The sequence below is a fragment of the Sphingobium sp. PAMC28499 genome (assembly GCF_004795815.1).
Lineage (GTDB): Bacteria > Pseudomonadota > Alphaproteobacteria > Sphingomonadales > Sphingomonadaceae > Sphingobium > Sphingobium yanoikuyae.
Genome location: NZ_CP039248.1, coordinates 275,483 through 295,914 on the forward strand (window position 1 = coordinate 275,483; position 20,432 = coordinate 295,914).

At 66.1% G+C, this 20,432-nt stretch carries 20 protein-coding genes; 12 read left to right on the plus strand and 8 right to left on the minus strand.

Annotation, left to right across the window (positions count from 1 at the left end):
• The first annotated feature begins 29 nt into the window (after positions 1-29).
• Positions 30-1,607, plus strand: a complete 1,578-nt coding sequence (locus E5554_RS01400) for a peptide chain release factor 3 (protein WP_136185736.1) — start codon at positions 30-32, stop codon at positions 1,605-1,607.
• Between the two features lie 44 nt (positions 1,608-1,651).
• Here E5554_RS01400 and E5554_RS01405 read toward each other — a convergent pair whose 3' ends face one another.
• Together E5554_RS01405 and E5554_RS01410 are read right to left on the minus strand one after the other, a co-directional pair.
• Positions 1,652-2,902 (minus strand): MFS transporter, encoded by a 1,251-nt coding sequence (locus tag E5554_RS01405; RefSeq protein WP_136185737.1) that lies wholly within the window; start codon positions 2,900-2,902, stop codon positions 1,652-1,654.
• 102 nt (positions 2,903-3,004) lie between these two features.
• Entirely contained in the window at positions 3,005-5,362 is a 2,358-nt protein-coding gene (locus tag E5554_RS01410; RefSeq protein WP_136188213.1) for a TonB-dependent receptor, read from the minus strand.
• 174 nt (positions 5,363-5,536) lie between these two features.
• Here E5554_RS01410 and E5554_RS01415 point away from each other — a divergent pair, with 174 nt between their 5' ends.
• From E5554_RS01415 to E5554_RS01430, 4 genes are all read left to right on the plus strand, one after another.
• Positions 5,537-6,163: a TetR/AcrR family transcriptional regulator gene (locus E5554_RS01415; protein WP_125988648.1), complete on the plus strand. Its 627-nt coding sequence runs from the start codon at positions 5,537-5,539 to the stop codon at positions 6,161-6,163.
• 102 nt (positions 6,164-6,265) lie between these two features.
• Positions 6,266-7,057 (plus strand): phosphatase PAP2 family protein, encoded by a 792-nt coding sequence (locus E5554_RS01420; protein WP_136185738.1) that lies wholly within the window; start codon positions 6,266-6,268, stop codon positions 7,055-7,057.
• Between the two features lie 46 nt (positions 7,058-7,103).
• Positions 7,104-8,213 (plus strand): histidinol-phosphate transaminase, encoded by a 1,110-nt coding sequence (hisC, locus tag E5554_RS01425; protein WP_136185739.1) that lies wholly within the window; start codon positions 7,104-7,106, stop codon positions 8,211-8,213.
• 4 nt (positions 8,214-8,217) lie between these two features.
• Positions 8,218-9,123: a prephenate/arogenate dehydrogenase family protein gene (locus E5554_RS01430; RefSeq protein WP_136185740.1), complete on the plus strand. Its 906-nt coding sequence runs from the start codon at positions 8,218-8,220 to the stop codon at positions 9,121-9,123.
• A gap of 94 nt (positions 9,124-9,217) precedes the next feature.
• On the opposite strand, the gene E5554_RS01435 is transcribed toward E5554_RS01430, so the two are convergent.
• The 4 genes from E5554_RS01435 to ftsE are packed head-to-tail and all read right to left on the minus strand — an operon-like array spanning position 9,218 to position 12,053.
• The gene (locus E5554_RS01435; protein WP_210729790.1) at positions 9,218-9,910 is read right to left on the minus strand and encodes a lysophospholipid acyltransferase family protein; all 693 of its coding nucleotides are present in this window, start codon (positions 9,908-9,910) and stop codon (positions 9,218-9,220) included.
• A gap of 3 nt (positions 9,911-9,913) precedes the next feature.
• Positions 9,914-10,444, minus strand: coding sequence for a YdcF family protein (locus E5554_RS01440; protein ID WP_010338644.1), 531 nt, complete (start codon positions 10,442-10,444; stop codon positions 9,914-9,916).
• The gene (locus tag E5554_RS01445) at positions 10,441-11,343 is read right to left on the minus strand and encodes an FtsX-like permease family protein (protein ID WP_136185741.1); all 903 of its coding nucleotides are present in this window, start codon (positions 11,341-11,343) and stop codon (positions 10,441-10,443) included. Before E5554_RS01445 ends, E5554_RS01440 begins: the two co-directional genes overlap by 4 nt.
• The gene (gene ftsE, locus E5554_RS01450; RefSeq protein WP_010338642.1) at positions 11,343-12,053 is read right to left on the minus strand and encodes a cell division ATP-binding protein FtsE; all 711 of its coding nucleotides are present in this window, start codon (positions 12,051-12,053) and stop codon (positions 11,343-11,345) included. The genes E5554_RS01445 and ftsE overlap by 1 nt, the downstream gene beginning before the upstream one ends.
• Before the next feature lie 179 nt (positions 12,054-12,232).
• Here ftsE and E5554_RS01455 point away from each other — a divergent pair, with 179 nt between their 5' ends.
• The gene (locus tag E5554_RS01455; protein WP_136185742.1) at positions 12,233-13,090 is read left to right on the plus strand and encodes an MJ0042-type zinc finger domain-containing protein; all 858 of its coding nucleotides are present in this window, start codon (positions 12,233-12,235) and stop codon (positions 13,088-13,090) included.
• 9 nt (positions 13,091-13,099) lie between these two features.
• Here E5554_RS01455 and E5554_RS01460 read toward each other — a convergent pair whose 3' ends face one another.
• Both E5554_RS01460 and E5554_RS01465 read right to left on the minus strand, forming a co-directional pair.
• Positions 13,100-14,005 carry a pirin family protein gene (locus E5554_RS01460; RefSeq protein ID WP_136185743.1) on the minus strand — a complete coding sequence of 302 codons (906 nt, stop codon included), beginning with the start codon at positions 14,003-14,005 and terminating at the stop codon, positions 13,100-13,102.
• Positions 14,006-14,027: 22 nt separating this feature from the next.
• Entirely contained in the window at positions 14,028-14,315 is a 288-nt protein-coding gene (locus E5554_RS01465) for a BolA family protein (RefSeq protein ID WP_004208941.1), read from the minus strand.
• Between the two features lie 45 nt (positions 14,316-14,360).
• Between E5554_RS01465 and E5554_RS01470 the strand changes: the two genes are divergently transcribed.
• From E5554_RS01470 to E5554_RS01495, 6 genes are all read left to right on the plus strand, one after another.
• Positions 14,361-14,978 carry a J domain-containing protein gene (locus E5554_RS01470; RefSeq protein WP_136185744.1) on the plus strand — a complete coding sequence of 206 codons (618 nt, stop codon included), beginning with the start codon at positions 14,361-14,363 and terminating at the stop codon, positions 14,976-14,978.
• Between the two features lie 177 nt (positions 14,979-15,155).
• Positions 15,156-16,448, plus strand: coding sequence for an Hsp70 family protein (locus tag E5554_RS01475; protein ID WP_136185745.1), 1,293 nt, complete (start codon positions 15,156-15,158; stop codon positions 16,446-16,448).
• A gap of 86 nt (positions 16,449-16,534) precedes the next feature.
• Positions 16,535-17,542, plus strand: a complete 1,008-nt coding sequence (gene cobS, locus E5554_RS01480; RefSeq protein WP_004208944.1) for a cobaltochelatase subunit CobS — start codon at positions 16,535-16,537, stop codon at positions 17,540-17,542.
• 36 nt (positions 17,543-17,578) lie between these two features.
• Positions 17,579-18,001 (plus strand): OsmC family protein, encoded by a 423-nt coding sequence (locus E5554_RS01485; protein WP_097384775.1) that lies wholly within the window; start codon positions 17,579-17,581, stop codon positions 17,999-18,001.
• Positions 17,998-19,824 carry a cobaltochelatase subunit CobT gene (gene cobT, locus E5554_RS01490; protein WP_004208948.1) on the plus strand — a complete coding sequence of 609 codons (1,827 nt, stop codon included), beginning with the start codon at positions 17,998-18,000 and terminating at the stop codon, positions 19,822-19,824. Before E5554_RS01485 ends, cobT begins: the two co-directional genes overlap by 4 nt.
• Before the next feature lie 51 nt (positions 19,825-19,875).
• Positions 19,876-20,346: a GreA/GreB family elongation factor gene (locus tag E5554_RS01495; RefSeq protein WP_136185746.1), complete on the plus strand. Its 471-nt coding sequence runs from the start codon at positions 19,876-19,878 to the stop codon at positions 20,344-20,346.
• Positions 20,347-20,432 lie beyond the last annotated feature (86 nt).

Below are 20,432 nucleotides of genomic sequence, written 5' to 3' on the forward strand. Positions count from 1 at the left end.
ATTTAACTCGGACCCCAGAAAACAGCATCATGAGCATCCCATCCCGCCGCACCTTCGCGATCATTTCCCACCCGGACGCCGGTAAGACCACGCTGACCGAAAAGCTGCTGCTGGAAGGCGGCGCGATCCATCTGGCCGGCGAGGTCAAGGCGCGTGGCGCGAACCGGCGCGCGCGATCGGACTGGATGAAGATCGAGCAGCAGCGCGGCATCTCCGTCACCTCCTCGGTCATGACGTTCGAGCGGACGCGCGATGGCGAGACCATCACCTTCAACCTGCTCGACACGCCGGGCCACGAGGATTTCAGCGAGGATACCTATCGCACCCTGACCGCCGTGGACTCGGCGGTGATGGTGATCGACGCGGCCAAGGGCATCGAGCCGCAGACGCGCAAGCTGTTCGAGGTCTGCCGCCTGCGCAACGTGCCGATCATCACCTTCGTCAACAAGGTCGACCGCGAGGGACGCGAGCTGTTCGGCCTGCTCGACGAGGTGGCGGACCAGTTGCAGCTCGACGTCTGCCCGATGAGCTGGCCGGTCGGCATGGGCGGCGAGTTCGAGGGCATTTACGACTTCGCCACCAATCGGCTGATGCAGCCGGTCGGCCCATCCAAGGAATTTGACGGCACCCGCCACCAATTCAGCGGCCTGGATGATCCCAAGCTCGCCGACTTTCTGTCCGAGCGGGGCCTGGAAAAGCTGCGCGAGGAAGCCGAGCTGGCCCAGGGCGGTTATGCCGAGTTCGACCTGGAACGCTATCGCCATGGCGACCTGACCCCGGTCTATTTCGGGTCGGCGCTCAAGCTGTTCGGCGTGACCGAGCTGATCGACGCGCTGTCGGCGCATGCGCCGCCGCCGCGCGCCCAGCCGGCCGAGCCGGCCCCGGTCGAGCCCGAGGGCAGCGAAGTCACCGGCTTCATCTTCAAGGTGCAGGCGAACATGGACCCGATGCACCGCGACCGCATCGCCTTCATGCGGCTGGTGTCGGGCAAGTTCCGCCGCGGCATGAAGCTGACCCCGTCGGGCAGCGGCAAGGCGCTGGCCGTCCATTCGCCGATCCTGTTCTTCGCGCAGGACCGCGAGCTGGCGGACGAGGCCTTCCCCGGCGACATCATCGGCATCCCCAATCATGGCGCGCTGCGCGTGGGCGACACGCTGAGCGAGAAGCCGGGCCTGCGCTTTACTGGCCTGCCCAATTTTGCGCCGGAAATCCTGCGCCGTGTGCAACTCAAAGACCCGACCAAGACCAAGCAGCTGCGCAAGGCGCTGGACGACCTGTCCGAAGAGGGCGTGATCCAGGTCTTCTATCCCGAAATCGGCAGCAACTGGATCGTCGGCGTGGTCGGCCAGCTGCAGCTGGAAGTGCTGATCAGCCGGCTGGAGGCGGAATATAAGGTCGCGGCCGGGCTGGAGCCGTCGCCGTTCGACACCGCCCGCTGGATCAGTGGCGACGATCAGGCGATCAAGGATCTGGTATCCTATAATGGTGCCAACATGGCCAAGGACCGCGACGGCAATCTGGTGTTCATGGCGCGCAGCGCCTGGGACATCGGCTATCAGCAGGAACGCCATCCCAAGGTGAAGTTCAGCGCCACCAAAGAGCGCTAAGCCGACAGCGAAAGTGACAGGGCAGCGCCCTGTCACTTCATGGGTCAGGCCGTCACCCAATCCTTGCGCAGCGCCTTGCCGGCGAGTGCCATGAACAGGCCGGCGAGCAGGTAGAAGCCGAGCGCCGCGACGATGGCGTAGCGCAGCGCTTCGTTGCCATAAGTCGGCGTCAGCGCATCGGACAGGGCGCCGACGCTCCAGCTGCCAAGGCCGAGGCCGACGAGATTGTTGATGAGCAGGAAGGTCGCCGAGGCGCTGGCCCGCATATGCGGCGGCACCAGATGCTGCACGGCGGTCAGCACCGGGCCGAGCCAGACATAGACCAAAGCCTGCGGTATCAGGAACAGGGCGAAGGCGAAGGATACGCTGGACGACAGCACGCCGACCACGAACAAGGGCATGCCGATCACATAGCTGATCGCCGGCACCCAGGCGAACCAGGCCTTGTCGCGATTGCCCATGGCATCGCCCAGGAAGCCGCCGAGCAGCACGCCCGCGACCCCGCCCAGCAGCAGCAGACCACCGAGGAACTGACCCGCGCCCATAAGGTCGAGGCCGAAGCTGCGCATCAACAGACTGGGCAGCCAGAAGGCGACGCCATAGCCGCACATCGAGCTGCACGCCGCGCCGAGCGCCAGGAACCAAAAGCTGCGCTTGGCCGCGAGAATGCCGAACACGGCGCTAACCGGCACGGGCGTGCCCAACTGCACCGGCCGCGCGGGTTCGCGCACCACCAGGCGGAAGAGCGGTGCGATGAGGATGCCCATGATGCCGACCGCGATGAAGGCGGTGCGCCACTCGACGGTCTGGGCGATATAGCCGCCCAGCAGCACGCCGCCGGCCGAGCCGAGCGGAATACCGAGCGAATAGATGGAGAGGGCGCGGGCACGCTGATGCTGCGGAAAATAGTCGGAGATGACGGCATAGGAAGGCGCCACACCGCCCGCCTCCCCCACGCCGACGCCGATGCGGAACAGGAACATCTGCATGAAATTGCCGGCCATGCCGCATAGCGCGGTGAAGCCACTCCATATCGCCAGACTGACGGTGATGACCCAGGTGCGGCTGGTCCGGTCGGCCAGCAGCGCCAGCGGGATCGCCAGCGTCGAATAGAGAAGCGCGAAGGCTATGCCGCCCAGCGCACCGAGCTGGGTATCGGTCAGCCCCAGCTCCGCCTTGATCGGCCCGGCGAGGATGCCCAGGATCTGCCGGTCGAGGAAGTTGAAGGTATAGACCAGCAGCAGCGTCGCCAGCACGACGCCACGATAGGCGGGGGAAGAGGTTCGGTCGGTCATGCGGGCCTGATACCAAATTTTCCGTTCGCTTCGAGCCAAGTCGAGAAGCCGGTTATGCAATGGTTCTCGACAGGCTCGAACCGAACGGATGGGAAACGCAGCTTAGAACTTGACCGACCCGGTCACGAACACCTGGCGCGGATTGCCGTAGAAGGCGGTCAGCGTGCCTTCCTTGCCCAGCGAGGGGGTGGGATAGCCGGCCGCATTGTTGATGATCGCACCGGTCACCGGATTGGCCGCGACGAAGGTATAGCCCGAGGTCTTATATTCCTTGTCGAGCAGGTTCTTGCCATGGACGCCGATGCTCCAGCGATCGCTGGGCGCGGTATAGACCAGGCTCGCATCCCACAGCGCATAGCCCTTCTGATCGATATAGGGGTTGGGGATTTCGAACTGATAGGTCTTGGAGCGCCAGGAGACGGTGCTGCCGAAATAGAGGCTGCCATCCCCCACCGGGACATTATAGCTGAGCGTACCGCTGGCGGTCCATTTCGGCGTGTTCTGGACCCGGCGATAGTCGGCGACATCGGTCGGTACGCTGGCGATATTGGCGATATATTCGCGATAATCGGCATCGATGAAGCCGATCGCGGTCTGCAGGTTCAGACGGTCGCCGCCGCTGAAGATGTCGCGGCCAAGACGCGCATTGCTTTCGAACTCCAGCCCCTTGAAGCGCGCCTTGCCGGCATTCGACACGACACCGCAGAAGGAGGGCGTCGCCACGCCGCCGACATTGACGGTGCAGGCGACCGAGCCGGGGATCTGCACATCCTTGTAATCGGCATAGAAGCCGGCGACCGCGACATAGAGGGCGCCATCCATCAGATTGCCCTTGTAGCCGACTTCATAGCTGTCGACCTGTTCGGGCGCGAAGCTGAGGAAGGAGGCAATTTCGCTGTCCTGGCGAATGCCGTCGCCATTGAGGTCGGGCGCGTTGGTGCCGACCCCGCGCGGGTCGAAGCCGCCGCCCTTGAAGCCCTTGGAATAGCTGGCATAGATATTGTGATCGGCGGTCGGCTTGTAGCTGACCGAGAAGCGCGGCGTGAACTTCTTGAACTCGCGCTCGCCCCGGAAATTGGTGCTGGGCGCGCCGAAGGGGATACCGGCGCCGTCGAACACCGGCGAGCCGCCACCCAGATAGCTTTGCCGCAGGATATTGGCGCGGCGCGTATCCCAGGTATAGCGGCCACCGGCCGACAGGCTGAGCTGATCGGTCAGGTCGAAGCTCATGTCGCCGAACACGGCATAGGTTTCGGTGTCGACATTGGCCTGGGTGAAGGCGGTCAGCCCGGCCACAGTGGTGAAGATACGGGTATCGAACTGGGTGTCGGCGCTGGCATCGAGATAATAGAAGCCGACCATGCCGTGCAGCCGGCCCTTGTCATAGAGAAGTTGGAATTCCTGGCTGAGCTGTTCGTTCTTGTAATAGGCCGGCACATCGACATCGACGGCGGGCAGCGCGTCGAAGTCGATCGGCGAGGCGCTGTCATCCTTGCGCCAGGCGCTGATCGAGCGCAGCGTCACCGCGTCGCTCAGCTCCGCCGTCAGGTTCATCGACAGGCCGTAGGACTTCACATATTGCTTGGGATCGACCAGGCCGCCACGGGTGTCGAACACATCGTCCAGCACCGGCGCGCCCGAGGCCTGCCCCGGAATCAGGCGATGGCCGCCACGCGGGTTGCTGTTGTCCTTGGTATAGTCGCCGGTGATACGCATCAGCACCGGGGCGCCATAGCCGCCCATTTCGAAGGTGGCGCGGCCGGCCCAGATATCCTTGTTATAATTATCCTGCCCGGTGGTGAGATTCTTGCCGAAGCCGCCGCGCGACAGGCGGGCAAAGGCACCACCGACGCGCATCAGGTCGCCGATCGGCGCCGACACGCTGATGATGCCATCGGCCTGATCATAGCTGCCATAGCTGCCCTTGAGCTTGAGCGAGAAGTCCTGCGGCAGCATCTTCGTGACATATTTGACCGCGCCGCCGATCGTGTTGCGGCCATAGAGCGTGCCCTGCGGCCCGCGCAGCACCTCGATCCGTTCGACGTCATAGATGTCGAGCAGCGCACCCTGCGGCCGGTTGAGATAGACATCGTCGAGATAGATGCCGACGCCCTGTTCGAAGCCGGAAACCGGATCCTGCTGGCCGACGCCGCGGATGAAGGCGGTCAGCGTCGAATTGGTGCCGCGCGACGCCTCCAGCGTGGTGTTGGGGGTGACATTGGCGAGGTCGCTGATGTCGATCGCCCCGCCCCGTTCCAGATCGGCGCCAGAGAAGGCGCTGACCGCGATCGGCACCGACACCAGCGTTTCCTCACGCCGGCGGGCGGTGACGATGATGCCGGCCTCCTCGGCATCGGCGGCGGGCACCGACGCGTCCTGCGCGAAGGCGGGGAATGCCATCGCGCCGGTCCAGGCGGCGGATGCGAGGGCAAGGGCACGAATGCTGTGATGGGCCTTCATCGGCATTTCCTCTCCTGAAGCGGCCCCCGGTCATCCGGGTAGCCAATCTGCTTGCCCTTTGAATAATGAAAGTTGAACCAGCTTTCAACTTCAAATATGAGGGACGGTGAACAAGGCCACCAGACGTCCTCAAATGATTGAAAAGGCACGTATTGGCAGGCAGAGGGAGAGAGCATGACCGATCCGGCTTCCCCACGGGATGAGAGACGCGATGACAAGGCGCCGCGCACCGCGCGGGGCGAACGCACGCTTCGCGCGCTGCTGTCGGCGGCGGCCGAGGAGTTTGGCGAGAAGGGATTTCACGACGGGTCGATCAGCGGCATCACCCGCCGGGCGGGCTGTGCGCTGGGCAGTTTCTACACCTATTTCGACAGCAAGGACGACATTTTCCGCGCGCTGGTCAACGACATGTCGGGCCAGGTGCGCGACTATGTCTCGCCCCGCATCGCCGATGCCCGTAACGGGATCGAGGCGGAGCGGATCGGCCTGCTGAGCTTTCTGGAGTTCGCCCGCGCTCACAAGGAAATCTACCGCATCATCGACGAGGCCGAGTTCGTCGACCAGGCCGCCTATCGCGCCCATTATGAGAATACCGCCACCCGCATGGCCGCGCGCCTGAAGAAAGCCGCGCAGCAGGGCGACGTGCGCGCGGACGTGGAAGAGGTCCACGCCTGGGCGATCATGGGGATGAACGTGTTCCTGGGCCTGCGCTATGGCGTGTGGGACGACAGCCGCCCCGCGCAAGAGATTGCCGACATCGCCAACGCGTTGATCGAGAAGGGGATCGGCAAGCGCGCTTGAGGGTTGGACCGCTGCCGCCTATCGGGACAAGCACCGATGGTCGCGCCCTGCCCCTGCTGATAGGGCCGGGCGTCAGGCCCCAAAGCAAAAGGCGGACAGGCGATGCGCACACTCCATAAACAGACATTCCTTCTGGCATCGATCCTGCTGGTCAGCGGCTGTGCAACCACCGCCACGTCGCCGTCGGCCAGCGCCCCGGTGCCGCCGACCACGATCGAGGCGGTCGGACAGCTGACCAAGGCCATCCCCTTCCCGCGCGGCTATCTCGACCCCGCCGCGCTGCCCAACAGCCTGACCCTGCTGCCGCCCCCGCCCGCCCCCGGCACCGCCGCCAAGGCGGCCGACGAGGAAGCCTATCGCGCCGCGCTCGCCGCGCCGGCCGATCGCCAGGCGCTGGCCGCGTCGGATGCGGACCTGGGCTGGCCGCACATGGTCCAGTCGTTCGAGCCGATCGCCGGCCTGTCGCTGTCGGACGGCACCCACCCGCACCTGACCATGTTGCTGCGCCGCGCGGCGGCCGACGCCGCTTTCTCCACCTCGCGCGCCAAGGGCCATTATCAGCGGGTGCGCCCGTTCGTGGAGCATGACGGCAATACCTGCCGCCCGCAGGACGAGCCCATGCTGCGCAAGGACGGCTCCTATCCATCAGGCCATACCGCGATCGGCTGGATGCTGGCGCTGGTCCTGACCGATGTCATGCCCGACAAGCAGGATGCCCTGCTCAAGCGCGGTTATGAATTTGGCGAGAGCCGGGTCATCTGTCGCGCCCATTGGCTGAGCGACACGCTGGCCGGCCGGGTCGTGGCATCGGCCACCTATGCGCGGTTGCAGTCCGATCCGGTGTTCCGCGCCCAGCGCGAACTGGCTCGGCAGGAATTGGCTGCGCCGCGCTGATCCAGCCGCTTTGCCTTTGGCGCGGAAGCCGCTAAAGCCGCGCTCCATGAGCGACGCTGCAGCAAAACCCGCCCCCAAGGACTGGATTCTCGGCATTCATGCCTATGTGCCGGGCAAGTCCGCCGCCGATGACGGTCGACCGCTGATCAAGCTGTCCGCCAACGAGAACCCGCTCGGCACCGGTGCGGCCGCCCGCGCGGCGCTGGTGGCGGCGACGGCGGACCTGGCCACCTATCCCGATCCCGGCGCGACCAAGCTGCGCGAGGCGATCGGCGCGGTCCATGGCCTCGATCCGGCGCGCATCATCTATGGCACCGGGTCGGACGAATTGCTGCATATCGCCGCCAGCGCCTATGCCGGGCCGGGCGATGAGGTTCTGTACGTCCGCTATGGCTTTTCGGTCTATGACATTGCCGCCCGCCGCGTCGGGGCGACGCCGATCGAGGCGCCCGACGCCGATTACGCGACCGATGTCGACGCCCTGCTGGCGGCGGTGACGGAGAAGACCAAGGTCGTCTTCCTCGCCAATCCCAACAACCCGACCGGCACCATGACCAGCCGGGAGGAGATTGCGCGGCTGCACGCCGGGCTGCGTCCCGATATCCTGTTCGTGCTCGACCAGGCCTATGCCGAATATCTGGACGCGGACGAGGATGATGCGGGGCTGGAACTGGCGAAGACCGCCAGCAACGTGTTCGTCACCCGCACCTTCTCGAAAATCTATGGCCTAGCGGCCGAGCGGATCGGCTGGGGCTATGCCAGTCAGGATGTGATCGACATCCTCCACCGCATCCGCGCGCCGTTCAACGTGACCACCGCCGGCCAGGCCGCCGCCGTCGCCGCGATCCACGACCATGAATGGGTCGAGGCGAGCCGCGCCCATAATGCGCAATGGCGCGAATGGCTGGCGGGCGAGATCGCGTCCCTCTCCAACCATGGCCTGCGCGCGGTGCCGAGCCGCACCAATTTCCTGCTGATCCTGTTCGACGGCAAGCTGACCGCCGAGGCAGCGATGAAGGGGCTGTGGGACGAGGGCTATGCCACCCGCTGGCTGCCCGGCCAGGGCCTGCCCAACGGGTTGCGCATCACCATCGGCACCGAGGAACAGACCCGCGCGGTCGCTGCCAAGCTGCGCGCCATGGCGGAGGCGGCCTGACGCGATGCTGCCCTTTTCCCGTGTCACCATCATCGGCCTTGGCCTGATCGGATCCTCGCTGGCGCGGGCGATCCGCGAATATATGCCGACCGTGCGGGTCACCGGCCATGATGCCGCCCCCGCCGTGCGCGAAACCGCGCGGCGCATCGACCTGTGCGACGACATCACCGATACCGCCGGCGCATCCGTCACCGACGCCGAACTGGTGATATTGTGCGTGCCGGTCCGCGCGATGGGCGCAGCGGCGGCAGAGATTGCCGACGAACTGCCGGCCGACGCGATCATCAGCGATGTCGGATCGTGCAAGGCCGACGTGCTGGCGCAGCTGAACGCCGCTTTGCCCGGCCGCATCATCATTCCGGCGCACCCGGTGGCCGGCACCGAAAATAGCGGGCCGGAAGCGGGCTTTGCCACCCTGTTCAAGGGACGCTGGTCGATCGTCACCCCGCCCGCCGATGCCGATCCGGCGGCGGTCGAGCGGGTGTCGGAACTGTGGCGCCGGGTCGGCGCCGATGTCGAGACGATGGACCCGGCGCATCATGACCTGGTGCTGGCGGTGACCAGCCATTTGCCGCACCTGATCGCCTATACGATCGTCGGCACGGCCAGTGATCTGGAGAATGTCACCCAGAGCGAGGTGATCAAATATTCGGCCGGCGGCTTCCGCGACTTCACCCGCATCGCCGCGTCGGACCCGACCATGTGGCGCGACGTGTTCCTGGCCAACAAGGAGGCGGTGCTGGAGATGCTGCAGCGTTTCTCGGAGGATCTGTCGACGCTGCAGCGGGCGATCCGCTGGAATGACGGCGACACGCTGTTCAACCTGTTCACCCGCACCCGCGCCATCCGCCGGTCGATCATCGAACAGGGCCAGGACGACGCCAAGCCCGACTTCGGCCGGTCGCATTGATAGCAAGCTGCCATGATGCTCACGCATCGGCAGCTTGAAACGCTCAGGCGCCGCGCGGGCTTCGCAAAGCGCCAAGGGCGCTTTGCGAAGCTGTTCAATTGAGCGCGTTGATCGCGGCGTGGACGCGGATCTCGGCCTCCTTGCGGTCGAGGCCGGTGGGGACGATTTCGCCCACCTTGTAGGTGATGGTGCCGGGGCGCTTGAGGAACTTGCCGCGCGGCGAGACGACGCCACTGTCGATCGCGATCGGCACCACCGGCAGGCCGAGCAGGCTGTAGAGGCCGGCAAAGCCCGACTTGAGCGGTGGCGCTTCACCGTGCGGCACGCGCGTGCCTTCGGGGAACAGGCAGACCGCCCGCCCCTGCGCCACGGCGTCCTTGGCGGAGGCACGCAAGGTTCGCAGCGCACTGGCGCCGGCAGTCCGCTCGATCGGGATCAGGCCATAGCGCCGGGCAATGCCGCCCCAGAAGGGAATGTCGAGCAGTTCGCGCTTCGCGCCGATCACCGGCCGATCGAACAGGCAGAGCAGGTCGATCGTCTCGAACATCGATTCATGCTTGATGATGTAGAGATAGGGACCGATGGGCAGGTCGCCATCGACCACGATCCGCTGCCCCAAAATCCAGCGCACGCAGAGACGATGAAAGCGGCTCCAGCCGGTCGCAGCCGACTGGACATGCGCGGGCTTGAACATGCCGCCGATGACGGCCGCCAGCACGAAAAAGGCGGTGCCGACATAAAAGGCCAGCATGAAGACGAGCGAGCGAAAGGCAGTGAACAGGATCATGGATCAGATACCAAAGAGCGCGGCCACGCGGCGCGCGAGATATTTATTATATTCCCGCACCAATATGGTGAGGCTGGGACGGCTGGGCACAGCGTCATAGACGAGGTTGATGCGGCCCGGAAGCGCCTGACGCAGTTCGAGCGCGGAACGGCGCATATGCCAGTCGGTGGTGATGAGGCGGACGCTTTTATAATCGCGCCGCTCCAGCCAGCGCGCCGTCTCGATCGCGTTGGAGCGGGTGTCGATCGCCTCGCGCCCTAGGGTGATGCAGCAGGTGAAGAGCGACAGGCGGGTCTTATATTCGGCCGCCAGTTCGACCGGGCGGACCGACCGATCGACCCCCGAAATCAGCATGCGCTTGGCCGCGCCTTCCTCCAGCAGGGCCAGCCCCCGGTCGATCCGACCGGCGCCGCCGGTCAGCACGACGATCGCGTCGGTCTGTCGCCCGTCGAGCGGCTGGGGCAGGAACATCGCGAACCAGGCAAAGCCCAGCATCCAGCCGAGCAGCGTAACGGCGATCAGGCGGACGATCATAGCGAGCGCCCGAGTGCGCGCAGCACGGTCCAGCGGCCGGTGAGCGTCGACAGGAGAATGCCGGCAATCGGCAGCGCCGCAAGCAGCGCCCAACTGGTCCAGGGCAAGGCGACCGCACCCATCAGCTGCGATCCGGTGGCCGACAGGCGTGCGCCGATCAGCAGGATCACCAGCACGGCGAAGGAAAAGCCCAATGCGCCGCCCATGGTGGCGTCGAGCGCGATCCGGCGCTGGAACAGGCGGGCGATCTGTACATCGGTCGCGCCCATCAGGTGCAGCACCTCGATCGTGGTGCGATGGCTGTCATGGGCGCCGCGCGACGCGAGCACGACGACGGCGCCGGTGGCGAGCCCCATCAGCAGCACCAGCCCGCCCGACAGCCAGCCCAGCGCGGTGAGCAGGCCGGCGAGCGGGGCGAGGAAGGCGGCATGGGGTTCGACCCGCAGGCTGGGCGACAGGGTGGCCAGCGACCGGCGCAACCGGTCGACCTTGGCCGTCGCATCGCCCGGCGTCAGGCTGACGTCGATCAGCGCCGGGATGGGCAGGTCGCCGCTGGTCACATCGGCGCCGAGCCAGGGACGCAGTTGCTGCGCCAGCGTCGCGGCCGGGACCGGCGCGACCTGGCGCACATCGCGATTGCCGCGCAGCGCCTGTTGCACGCGGGCGGAGAGACGGTCGCGCTGCTGTGCATCGGCCTCCACCACCTGAACCGTGGCGCGGCCGGCCAGATCGGCGCTCATCGCGCGAACGGCAGTGCCAAGGCCCAGGCCCGCCGCAGCGGCCAGCACGGTCAGGAACATCATGATCGCGATGATCCAGGGCATCGGCCCCGCCACCCGACCGGCGGGCAGCAGGCGATGGCGCGCGGCGGCCGCGCTGCGACGATTGCCCCCGGCCATCAGACGCCACCCTGCGGTCGGGGCGGATAGCGCAACGCACCGGTGGGATCGGCCAGCCGGCCCTTGTCCAGCCGCATCATCTGCGCACTCGCCACCTGCGCCATCAGCGGCAGGTCATGGGTGGCGACGACGATCGTGGTGCCGAGGCGATTGAGCGCTTCGAACAGGGTCATCAGGCGGCGGGCCATGTCCGCGTCGACGTTACCGGTCGGTTCGTCGGCGACCAGAATCTCCGGCCGGCCGATCACCGCGCGGGCGATGGCGACGCGCTGCTGCTCCCCGCCCGACAGGGTGGCGGGCCGCGCCTGACCGCGATCGCCCAGCCCGACCCAGTTCAGCATTTCGCTGACCGGCGCGTCGATCTCGCTTTCCTCCATGCCCGCGACCCGCAGCGGCAAGGCGATATTGTCATAGGCGGACAGATGCGGGACCAGCCGGAAATCCTGGAACACGACGCCGATGCGGCGGCGAAAGCCGGGCAGGCGCTTGCGGGGGAGCGTCACCACATCCTCGCCGAACAGGCGGATCACGCCGCGACTGGGCCGCTGGGCGAGATAAAGGAGCTTCAGCAGGGATGTCTTGCCCGCGCCCGAGCTGCCGGTGAGGAAATAAAAATCGCCGCTATTGAGCGAGAAGCTGACGTCGGACAGGGTCTCGCTGTCCAGACCATAGCGCAGGCCGACATTTTCGAACTGGACGATGGCCGACATAAGTGACGTGTGGCGCCGATGCGCTCCCTGCTTCCCCGAAGCCCTGCCATGGCACAGGCGGCGGGGACGCGTAAAGGGCAGGCCGACAAACTATCCCGCGCAATGCCGCGAGTCGCGCCATGAGCGGGTCTGTGTTTCAGACTCTTGCCCTAGAGTCCCTGCCATGCCTATGAAGCAGAATGATCCTGGTGTGCCCCAATTGCGCGACGCGCTACATCGTGCCCGACACCGCCGTCGGCCCGGACGGACGCCAGGTGCGGTGCGCCGCCTGCAAGCATAGCTGGTTCCAGGAAGGCCCCGCCCCCGCGCCGCGCGAAGAGGCGCCCGAACCGGCCGCTCCCGCGCCGGTTGCGCCGCCGCCCGCTCCGCCGCCACCGCCACCACCGCCCCCCGTGGAAGCCGCGCCCGCCGAAGCGCCGATGCGATTCACGCCGGCGCCCGAGCCGGAACCGGTCGCACCCGCGCAGCCGGAGGCCGCTGCCCCGCCGCCGATCGAACCTGCGGCCGAGCCGACGCCGGCGATCGCGCCCGATTACCGGTTCGACGACATTTATGCCGGCGTAGCGCAGCCGGCCGAAGAGGTGCCACCGCCGCCGTCGCTGCCGGCCAAGCGTCGGCGCAATGGCGCCAAGCTGCTGACCTGGGCTGCCGTCCTCTTCTTCCTGCTGGTCGCGGCCGCCGGCGCTGCGCTCCATTATTTCGGGCCGCCGGCCTGGGCCGTGAATATGGGCCTGGTCGCCGAAGAGGGCGATCCGGACCTGCTCTTCTATCTCTCCAAGCCTGCCGAGCGACGCAAGCTGCCGACCGGCGAGGAATATTTCGCCTTTGGCGCGCGGATCGTGAACAGCGGCAAGCAGGCGCTGCCGGTGCCGCCGGTGCTGGTGCAGTTGCGCGACCGGCAGAACCGACTGGTGTTCAGCTGGACCACCAAGGCGGACAAGGCCCGGCTGAAGCCCGGCGAGGAAGCGTCGATCAACGAAAGCCGGATCGACATACCCAAGAATGCCGAGAATCTGTCGCTGACCTTCGTCGAATAAGCCTGACCGTCAGGGGTAGCTGACGGTCTTGGGCCGGCCCTGCGGGATCGGGATAAATTCCTGATCGTCGCCCGGTATCAGCGGGAAGCGCATCGCTTCCCAATCCTCGCGCGCCTGCATCAGCCGGTCCTTGGTCGAGGAGACGAAATTCCACCAGACATGGCGCGGGGTCGCGAACGCCTCGCCGCCGCACAGGACCAGATTGGCGCCATGATCGCTGTGCAGGGTCGCGGGCACGCCGGGGCGCAGCACATAGAGGGTCTGGGGCGCCAGTTCGACGCCATCGAGCGTCGCCGATCCCTGCCAGAGATAGAGCGCCCGCTCCTCGGCGATGGCATCGACCGGGATGGCCCCGCCGGGACGCAGCTGGATGTCGGCATAGATGGTGTCGGCATAGGTCGAGACCTGTGCCGTCTCGCCCCAGAGCGTGCCCATGATGACCCGCGCCCAGGAGGCATGATCCTCCAGCACCGGCAGGCCGCCACCCTCGACATGCTCGAAAGCCGGGTCGCATTCCTCGTCGCGGTCCGGCAAGGCGAGCCAGGTCTGGATCGCCAGCAATTTTTTGTCATGGCCGCGATCGGCGGGCGGGGTGCGTTCCGAATGGACGATGCCCTTGCCCGCGGTCATCAGATTGACCGCGCCGGGGCCGATCAACTGCTGCGTGCCGAGCGAGTCGCGGTGGAGGAACGTCCCCTCCAGCATGTAGGTGACGGTGGCGAGGTTGATATGCGGATGGGGGCGGACGTCCACCCCCTGCCCCGTCGGCAACAGCGCCGGCCCTGCCTGGTCGAAGAAGATGAAGGGGCCGACCATGGTCCGCTCCTTCGCCGGGAGCGCGCGATGCACCTTGAAATCGCCCAGATCATGGGTCGTTGGCGTGATCGTCTGCAGCAGCAAATTGTCGCTCGACATGGGACGGCTCCTGTCGTTGGGGTCAGGCTTCTCCGGGTGCGCGGGCCTTGATCGCGAGGGCATGGACCTTGTCGCGCAGCAAGTCGGCGAGCGCGGCATTGACCAGGCGCTGGCGGGCGACGCGGCTCTGGCCGACGAACCGTTCAGCGACGATCTCCACGGTGAAATGGCTTTCGCCCGAGCCGTCATGGCCGGCATGGCCGCGATGCTTTTCGCTGTCGTCGATGACGGCGAGATGGGCAGGAGTCAGGGCGGCGCGCAGCCGCGCCTCGATTTCGGTGGCGACAGGGCCTTTGAGGTCGGTGGTCATGCGCCCTATATAGGCTGCTTTGCCAGCCATTCCATCAGGACAATCTTGAGCAGCGATCCCTTCTCGACCCGTCGTTTCAACCGTTTTCACGGCCGCGTGGAAAGCGACCGCCCCTGCGCCGTGCCCGGTTGCCCGGAACCGGGCGAATTTCGCGCGCCATTGCAGGATGGCCACCGGTCGCATCACGAGGGGCCGCAATGGCGCTGGCTGTGCCTGGACCATGTCCGCGCCTTCAACCAGGGCTATAATTTCTTCACCGGCATGAGCCCGGAGGAGATTGCCGCGGCCCAGCGCCCCTATGCCGGCTGGGAGCGGGAGACCCGTGCCTTTTCCAGCAATGCCGCCAGCCCGCCGCCCAAATGGTCGGACTTCCAGGACCCGCTCGACGCGATCGGCGCCAAGTTCAAGGAGCGCGTCGCCAAGGCGCGGGCCGATGCGCAGGTGCGGCAGGACGGCCAGTTCCTGTCAGCCGAGGACCGCAAGGCGCTGTCGGTGATGGGCCTGCCGATCGATGCCGACCGCAAGGCGCTGCGCACCCGCTATACCGAATTGCTGCGCCGCTATCATCCCGACCATAATGGCGGCGACCGCACCAAGGAGGGGCAGCTGCAGAATGTGATCGAGGCCTATGGCCATCTGCGCAAGGCGCCGGTGTTCGCTTAACTTCGCATATTTCCCGCTTATTTTGACATCAAGTTACAAGAGTTGGAAATCTTGCTGCGCGCGCCTGCCCAGCCTTATCCGGTCTAGCATCAGCCCCCGATGTAGGACAGGATGGCCTTGCCGGGTGGGAATGACGCTGCCATAGCGCCCGGCCCTCGATTTTCCCGGAGAGACCCCATGCAGGATCAGCCCCGCGCGCTGGGCCTTGATTTCGGCACGACCAACAGCGTCGCCGCCATCGCCGATGCCGGCCAGTCGGAGCTGGTCGAATTTGCCGGTGCGCAGGCGACCGGCGCGGTGTTCCGGTCTGCCCTGTGCTTCTGGCATGACAGCCATGTGAAGGGCGGCATGGCGCATGAGGCCGGCCCCTGGGCGATCAGTGAATATCTGGAATTTCCCGAGGACAGCCGGTTCCTGCAATCCTTCAAGTCGGTGGCGGCCAGCCCGATCTTCGAGAGCGCCAGCATCTTCGAGAAACGCTATCGCTTCGAGGAACTGGGGCAGATGTTCCTGGGGAAGATGATCGGCCATGCCGGCGGCACGCTGGACAAGCGCCCCGAGCGGATCGTCGTCGGCCGGCCGGTCGAATATGCCGGCGCGCGGCCCGACGAGGCGCTGGCGCGGCAGCGCTATGACGCGATGTTCGCCGGCTTCGGCAGCGAGATACATTATGTCTATGAGCCGCTGGGCGCGGCGTTCAGCTATGCCAGCCGGCTCGACAGCGCGGCGACCATCCTGGTCGCGGACTTCGGCGGCGGCACCAGCGATTTTTCACTGGTGCGGGTCGAGGCGCCGGGCGCGGCGCGGCGCTGCGTGCCGCTGGGATCGGCGGGCATTGGCCTAGCCGGTGACCGGTTCGACTATCGCATCATGGACCAACTGGTGCTGCCGATGCTGGGCAAGGGCGGCGCCTATACCTCCTTCGGCAAGGAACTGGAGATACCGCGCAGCTATTTCGCCGATTTCGCCGACTGGTCGCGCCTGGCGCTGATGCGCAACCGGCGGACGATGGACGAGCTGGCCAAATTGCAGAAGGCGGCGCGCGATCCCGCCGCGATCGGCCGGATGATCACCGTGATCGAGAAGGAACTGGGCTATCCGCTCTATAATGCGGTCGGCGCGCTGAAGCGGGCCCTGTCGGACGCGGACAGCGCCACCTTCCACTTCGAGGGCGGCGGGATCAGAATCGAGACAGAGGTCGCGCGCGGCGATTTCGAGCGCTGGATCGCGGCCGACATCGCCGCGATCGAGGCGACCGTCGACAAGGCGCTGGCCAAGGCCAATGTCGCCCCGGAAAGCATCGACCGGGTGTTCCTGACCGGCGGATCGTCGCTAATCCCGGCGATCCGCGACATTTTCTTCCGCCGTTTCGGCCATGACCGGATTGCCACCGGCGGCGAGTTGACATCGATCGCCCATGGGCTGGCACTGGTCGGACAGGAGGCCAATCTGACCGAATGGGCCGCTTGATCCCGCGCGATCCAGCCCCCACTGTCTCGACACACCCTTGCCCGATCGTTTAGGGCGAGAGTGACTCGCAGGAAGATGATGACGACATGACCGACATTTCCAACATCCAGCCCGATGCCCGTTCCGAGACGCTGATGGAGGCGCCCGACCGCGAAGTCGATGTGCGCGAGATGTTCGGCATCGACATCGACATGAAGGTCCCGGCCTTTTCCCAGGCCGATGAGCGCGTGCCCGACCTTGACCCCGCCTATGTGTTCGATCCGGACACCACGTTGGCGATCCTGGCCGGTTTCGCCTTCAACCGCCGCGTCATGGTGCAGGGCTATCATGGCACCGGCAAGTCGAGCCATATCGAGCAGATCGCCGCGCGCCTGAAATGGCCGTGCATCCGCATCAATCTGGACGCGCATATCAGCCGCATCGACCTGGTCGGGCGCGACGCGATCGTGCTGAAGGACGGCCAGCAGGTCACCGAATTCAAGGAAGGCCTGCTGCCCTGGTCGCTGCAGCGCCCGGTCGCCTTGGTGTTCGACGAATATGATGCCGGCCGCCCGGACGTGATGTTCGTGATCCAGCGCGTGCTGGAAACCGACGGCAAGATGACACTGCTCGACCAGAATCGCGTGATCCGGCCGAACCCGCATTTCCGCCTGTTCGCGACCGCCAACACGGTCGGCCTGGGCGATACGACCGGCCTCTATCATGGCACGCAGCAGATCAACCAGGGCCAGATGGACCGCTGGAATCTGGTGGTGGCATTGAATTACCTGCCCGCCGCGACCGAGGCGCAGGTGGTGCTGGCGAAGTCGGGCGAGTACGACCATGAGGGCGGCCGCAAGGAGGTCGAGAGCATGATCAAGGTGGCGGAACTGACCCGCCAGGGCTTCATCAACGGCGATATCTCGACCGTGATGTCGCCCCGCACCGTGATCAGCTGGGCGCAGAATGCGCTGATCTTCAAGGATGTCGGCTTCGCTTTCCGCCTCTCTTTCCTCAACAAGTGCGATGAGGCGGAACGGCCGCTGGTGGCGGAATATTATCAGCGCGTCTTTGGCAAGGACCTGCCCGAGAGCGTGGCGAGCCGCGCGAACTGAACCTTCGCACGGCCCCTTGAACGAAAGGGCAGACCCATGATCGTCGTCGAACGGATCGACCCCAATGGCGGCAGTGCGCACCGGATCAGCATCCGGGGCCATGAGATCGTCGCCGACATGTCGGCACCCGACGGCCATGACGCCGGGCCGGACCCGCATGACCTGTATGATTCGGCGCTGGGTGCGTGCAAGGCGATGACCATGCTGTGGTATGCGCAGCGCAACGGCATTCCGGTCGAGAATATCCATGTCGGCGTGGTGCGCGATGCAAGCCAGGAGCGGGCCGGCGTCTACAAGCTGACCACCCGCATCGCCGTGACCGGCCCGATGAGCGACGAGCAGCATGACAAGCTGATCGCGGTCGCGGCCAAATGCCCGGTCCACAAGCTGATGAGCGAGGTCGAGACGCAGATCGAGACCGTCGCCGTGCCGCGCGTGCGCGATCCGGAGGGCCGGTGACCGAACGTTCCCCCCTCGACGCCTTCAAGGATGTGCTGGCCGGTACTGCGCGGGCGATGACGCGCGACATGGAGGTGGAGGTGAGCTTCACCGCCGACACACCGCATATGGTGGGCAAGGCGATCAAGGTGCCGACGCCCAGCCGCGCTTTGCCTGCCGATCAGGTGGCGCTGGCGCGCGGCTTTGCCGACGCCAATGCGCTGAAGCTGCGCCACCATAATGCCAAGCTGCACAATGCGATGGCGCCGGGCGAAGCGGTGGCGCGCGCGGTGTTCGACGCGGTCGAGCAGGCGCGGGTCGAGGCGATCGGATCGCGGGCGCTGGATGGCGTGCGCGCGAACCTCAATGAGGCGCTGGCGATGCGCCTGAAGTCCGACCCGATCCGCCGGGCGCGGGCGGCGGACGAGGTGCCGCTGTCGACCGCGCTGGCGCTCAAGGTGCGCGAGCGGCTGACCGGCCAGGCGGTGCCCGAGGAATTGCAGCCGGCGATGAAGCTGGTCGACCAGTGGATCGAGGACAAGGCGGGCACCGATCTCGACGCGCTGGGGCTGGCGATCGACGATCAGCGCGCCTTCCAGAAGCTGACCCAGGCGATGCTGGAGCATCTGCAGCTGGTCGATGCTGACGTGCCGCCCGAGACCGACGACCCCGAGCCCGAGGATGAGGGCGAGGACAAGGAGGAAGAGCAGGAAGAAGGCGATTCCGGCCAGGAGGAATCGGGCGACAGCGACATGAACGCCGAAGCCCGGTCCGAGGATCAGGGCGGCGAGACCGAAGAGGGCGATACCGACTATAGCGAGGAGTTCGACGCCGACGCGGAAGACGGCGCCGACGACATGGGCGAGGAAGGCATGATGCCGGTGCGGCCCAATCGGCCGACGTCCGACCTGCCCCCCGGCTTCGACTATAAATCCTACACCCAGAAGCATGACGAGGTCGTCACCGCCGACGACCTGTGCGACGAGGATGAGCTGAATCGTCTGCGCGGTTTCCTCGACCAGCAGCTTGTGTCCTTGCAGGGGGCCGTCACCAAGCTTGCCAACCGGTTGCAGCGCCGGTTGATGGCGCAGCAGCTGCGATCGTGGGATTTCGACCAGGAGGAAGGGATTCTGGACGCGGCGCGGCTGGCGCGGATCGTGATCGACCCGACCCGGTCGCTGACCTACAAGATCGAGCGCGACACCGAGTTTCGCGACACCGTCGTCACCCTGTTGATCGACAATAGTGGCTCGATGCGCGGCCGGCCGATCAGCATCGCCGCGATCAGCGCCGACATCATGGCCCGCACGCTGGAACGCTGCGGCGTGAAGACCGAAATCCTCGGCTTCACCACGCGCGCCTGGAAGGGCGGACAGAGCCGCGAGGACTGGCTGGCGGCCGGGCGCCCGCCGATGCCGGGACGGCTCAACGACCTGCGCCACATCATCTACAAGAAGGCCGACGAACCCTGGCGCCGGGCGCGCAGGAATCTGGGCCTGATGATGCGCGAAGGGCTGCTGAAGGAGAATATCGACGGCGAGGCGCTGCTATGGGCGCATGCGCGGTTGATCGCGCGGCCCGAGGAGCGGCGCATATTGATGGTGATTTCCGACGGTGCGCCGGTCGACGACAGCACCCTGTCGGTCAATAGCGGCACCTATCTGGAACGGCATCTGCGCCAGGTGATCGACTGGATCGAGAACAGGTCGCCGGTGCAGCTGGTGGCGATCGGCATCGGCCATGACGTCACCCGCTATTATCGCCGCGCCGTGACCATCATGGACGCCGAACAATTGGGCGGCACGATGGTTGAACAGCTTGCGGGCCTGTTCGACGAGGATTGACCGGCCGTTCCGGCCCGTCGTCCCGCATCATTGGAATTCTGGAGAGGCAAGATGAGTGTCGCCTTTCGTCGCGAGAGCGACGATGAGCATATGGAGCCCAAGTTCGAGCTGCCGATCCCGCCCGGCCCCAATTGGGTCACGGCGCGCGGATTGCGACTGACGCAGGAACAGGTGGCAGCGCTGGAAGCGATCGACACCGCGACGATGGACGAGGAAGCCGCCAAGAAGCACAAGCGGGTGCTGCGCTATTGGCGCACGCGGCTGGCGACGGCAGAACTGCGCCCGGCCCCGGATGGCGAAGCGGTCGCGTTCGGCACGCGGGTGACCTATCGGTTGAACAAACAGGAGAAGACCGTGGCGATCGTGGGCGATGACGAGGCCGATCCGCATGAAGGGCGGATCAGCTTTTCCGCGCCGCTGGCCCGCGCGATGATGGATGCCGAGATGGGCGAGGCGGTCGACTTTGCCGGCAAGGACGGTGCGATCGAGATCGTGGCGATCGGGGTGTTGGACGAGGCGTAGCGCTTTACGCTTCTCGACAGGCTCGAAGCGAACGGACGTCGCATGGAAAAAGGCCTCCCGGTGACTTGCCGGGAGGCCTTTTTCAG